Annotated in this window: 5 protein-coding genes and 1 pseudogene; 4 read left to right on the top strand and 2 right to left on the bottom strand. The window is 60.0% G+C overall.

Features of this window, described 5'->3' with window-relative positions; genetic code table 11:
• From AWB68_RS43435 to AWB68_RS43425, 3 genes are all read left to right on the top strand, one after another.
• On the top strand, window positions 1-183 hold a 183-nt coding region (locus tag AWB68_RS43435), incomplete at its 5' end, for a universal stress protein (protein ID WP_143282045.1).
• 40 nt (window positions 184-223) lie between these two features.
• Window positions 224-730 (top strand): universal stress protein, encoded by a 507-nt coding sequence (locus tag AWB68_RS43430; protein ID WP_087650254.1) that lies wholly within the window; start codon window positions 224-226, stop codon window positions 728-730.
• Window positions 727-1554 (top strand): universal stress protein, encoded by an 828-nt coding sequence (locus AWB68_RS43425; RefSeq protein ID WP_087650253.1) that lies wholly within the window; start codon window positions 727-729, stop codon window positions 1552-1554. Before AWB68_RS43430 ends, AWB68_RS43425 begins: the two co-directional genes overlap by 4 nt.
• Window positions 1555-1740: 186 nt before the next feature.
• On the opposite strand, the pseudogene AWB68_RS51020 reads toward AWB68_RS43425, so the two are convergent.
• Together AWB68_RS51020 and AWB68_RS43415 are read right to left on the bottom strand one after the other, a co-directional pair.
• A pseudogene (locus AWB68_RS51020) lies at window positions 1741-1833 on the bottom strand (universal stress protein); the annotation flags it as partial.
• 152 nt (window positions 1834-1985) lie between these two features.
• On the bottom strand, window positions 1986-2285 hold the full coding sequence (locus tag AWB68_RS43415; protein ID WP_125483275.1) for a hypothetical protein: 300 nt from the start codon (window positions 2283-2285) through the stop codon (window positions 1986-1988).
• A 456-nt stretch (window positions 2286-2741) separates the two neighbouring features.
• Here AWB68_RS43415 and AWB68_RS43410 point away from each other — a divergent pair, with 456 nt between their 5' ends.
• Complete coding sequence (locus AWB68_RS43410; RefSeq protein WP_125483274.1) at window positions 2742-3026, top strand: hypothetical protein; 285 nt, start codon at window positions 2742-2744, stop codon at window positions 3024-3026.
• Window positions 3027-3294: the final 268 nt, after the last annotated feature.

Raw genomic sequence — 3294 nt, 5'->3', positions numbered from 1 at the left:
GACATCGACGGAGTAGATGATGTTCCTGTCGGTGAAATCCTCATGTCACGTAGCTCGGACCTCGGTGCGGATCTCGTCGTAATGGGCGCCTACGGCCACGCACGCTGGCAGGAACTCGTCCTGGGTGGCGCGACACGCACCATGTTCAAGTCGATGACGGTGCCAGTGCTGCTGTCGCACTGACCTTCCCAGCAAAACGATTTATTGCACAATGAGGTGAGTCATGTACAACCACATCCTGGTGCCGATTGACGGCAGCGCAACAGCCAGCCACGCGTTCGATGAAGCATTGAAGCTCGCCCACGAAACTGGGGCCGAGCTCCAGCCTCTTTATGTCGTGGACACCCCTCCCCCTATCTACGATGCCGCCGGCGTGTACTATCCCGATATCCGCGACACGTTTTTACAGGAAGGCGCGCATCTGAGCGCAGAGGCCGTCGAACGGATGAAACGCGAGGACGTAAAGGGAACGCCACGCGTCGTAGAAGTTGAACTCACCGGCAACGACATCGCGCACCGCATTCTGCAAAGCGCGGTCGAATTTAACACCGACCTGGTCGTGATGGGAACGCATGGCAGGCGTGGCTGGCGGCGGCTCGTCCTCGGCAGCGTCGCGGAACATTTTATGCGGATCGCGAATTGCCCCGTGCTTCATGTTCCTGGACGCGACGCCGAAGCACGCGCGGCGCAAGTCGGGACCACAGTGGAAACGCTGAAGGAGCCGTCATGACTTACAAGACACTGTTGGTTCACATCGACGACAGCCGTCTCAGCGAGGCCCGCGTCAACTTCGCGTTCGATCTCGCACGCAAATTCGACGCGCATGTGGTCGGCTTGTACATGGTGTGCCAGGATCTGTTTCGGCCACTCTTCAATCGCGACGAAAGCCTGAACCTCGCCCAGAACGAGGCCCAGCACGCGGCGTGGCGCGAGCGCGCTCACGAAGCGTTTCTCGGAGTTGCGCAACGTGCTGGCGCAAGCGCCGAATGGCGTGCCCCTGCAGGGCCCCCGCTCGATGTCGCGGCGCTCCACGCTCGCCACGCCGATTTGCTCGTGCTGGGCCAGCACGATCCCGAAGACCCGGGCTCGTATGTCGCGAAGAATTTTGTCGAAGACCTCGTCATGAGTTCTGGCGTGCCGGCTGTCATCCTTCCTCACTCCATGCGAATCAACAGTTTCGGCGAGAACGTGCTGATCGGCTGGGACGGCGGGCGTGAAGCGGCGCGGGCCGTGGCCGATGCGCTGCCGATCCTCAAACGCGCGCGCTTAGTCGAAGTGGTGAGCGTGCAACGGCACGAGGATGACGAAGCGCCCGCCGGTATAGATGTGGCTGCGTATTTCGACCGCCATCAGGTTCGTGCGAGTTTTTCGTCAATGGGCCGTGCATCAGGCGCGAACACCGGCGCGACGCTCCTGAGCAAGGCAAGCGCTGTGCACGCCGACCTGCTGGTGCTCGGTGCCTACGGTCACACACGGGCGTTCGAACGGGTGCTCGGTGGCGTGACTCGAACGACGATCGAAGCGATGACAATTCCGGTGATCATGTCGCATTAGATGAAATGCCCCCGATACGGGTCGGAGTCTCTCATTGGCTAGCGCGCGAACTGAAATCGGTGCGAAATTTCCGAGCGCCAACTTTTTGTCAACGCTGCTCACTTGAGATCCGGAAGCCAACGCTTCGTCGGCGTCGTCTGGCGTGACGTCCCGCAATGCAAGTACGGGAATGTTGGACTCCGCCACGCTGCCGAGCAGCCACAGCCCGGCTCCCCGATGACCGTGCGTGCCCATCGCGATCGGGTCGGCTTTATGCTCAGCCTCCGCATCGACGATCATGCGCGCGACTGGCTACCCGCATGAATCGATGACATGCGACATGACCAACACGTGATCGGCTATGCAGCGCTCCTCTTCGACTGTGTGCAGGCAAGTTCCTGTATGGTACATCTTGAGGAGATAGCGCCGTACCCATAGGCAAGAGCCCCCTTTCAGGCTGCATCGCTCGCAGGACCGCGAAGCGGCGCCAGCACGAAGGCACGAAAGTTCATCTCGATGCTGCGAATCTGGCTCGCGCAACTGGCGTAGAGCCAGCCAGGGCCGCCGTCCATGCCGTACATGCCTTTGCACATTCCCTTCAGGCTGATGCGCGAGCGTTGCTCGCTTTTGTCCGATGGGGTGCGCGTGGCCGATAGATAGACCACACCGGCTTCGAGCGGACGTCCTGTTTCAATTCCAGAAGAGTCCGCATGACGTATGCGTGTTGCAGAATAGCGCGCGACATACTCCATCGCGCGCTCCCAACGTTGCGAGCATTCCTCGCGGCCGGAACAATCGACCAAGGCTAACTCTCGCGCCTCCGCGAGCTGCGGATCGGTCTGCCGAAACTCATTCCAGCGCGCGTCCGATGAGCATGCTGCAAGTCCGAGCAGCACTATTGCGCATAGGGTCGGCTTTCTCATATCGCGCTCCGTGTCCATCGACTATGACGATGAGACGACAATACCGGCGCGATGCGGCTCGAAGATTGATCTAACTCAGGTGTGCGCCAAATTTGCGCGCCGATCCGCCAAGGCTGGCACCTCTCTCGGTGAGCCGCTCCCTTGGCACCGCCCCTACACGCATCAGCAATTCGCGCAACATACGCAGGTCCTCTCGCCCATTGGCCATTTCCTCTTCCAGCCGCTCGATTCCGCACACGTCGCGTCGAAGCGGCTCTTTATCGGCAGCCGCACCGCGTCATGCTCATGCGCTCGAAGACACGTGGCAGCGCCAGTGACGCGGGCACAAAGATTCAATCACTTTACGTAATCGACTTCGCTCCCTATCGGCAGGGGCGCACGGACCGTTTTTCTTCAGATGTGTACCTTAAACGAGGCGAAGCGATTGGTATCAAACCAATGATTACAAAAAACCGGCCGACGCATCAGGGCACGATCCGCGTCGTCGAAATGGATTTGACTGGCGACGTTATCGTGCAGCGCATCAAGACGGCCCCTCCTGTGGATTGGAACATGTGCTTGACGCCATGACGTGCACCCATGGCCGAAACGTCCACGGAACTCGGTCTGCTGTCCCATTGTATCGGCCCAAACTAGTACAACATCCCCTACATCGCTTTAATAATTAGCCTCGTTAATTATCGGGTTGCAAATACGGCACCAGGAGCGTGACGACCAGCTGTGCCATCTCGTCGAGCGACCCGGCGCCTGGCAGAGGTTCTCAACGTCCACTATGGCTGCGAAAGGCCGCGCCATAACGATTGCGGCCAAGCTCGGTCAGCCGCGCCACCACGGTCGG

Source organism: Caballeronia choica (assembly GCF_001544535.1).
In the GTDB taxonomy this organism is placed as follows: domain Bacteria; phylum Pseudomonadota; class Gammaproteobacteria; order Burkholderiales; family Burkholderiaceae; genus Caballeronia; species Caballeronia choica.
This window is presented reverse-complemented; position numbering and strand designations above follow the sequence as displayed.

Coding starts and splice junctions, on each gene's coding strand:
- AWB68_RS43425 (WP_087650253.1), top strand. CDS start 727: ATGACTTACAAGACACTGTTGGTTCACATCGACGACAGCCGTCTCAGC.
- AWB68_RS43430 (WP_087650254.1), top strand. CDS start 224: ATGTACAACCACATCCTGGTGCCGATTGACGGCAGCGCAACAGCCAGC.
- AWB68_RS43415 (WP_125483275.1), bottom strand. CDS start 2,285: ATGGAGTATGTCGCGCGCTATTCTGCAACACGCATACGTCATGCGGAC.
- AWB68_RS43410 (WP_125483274.1), top strand. CDS start 2,742: ATGCGCTCGAAGACACGTGGCAGCGCCAGTGACGCGGGCACAAAGATT.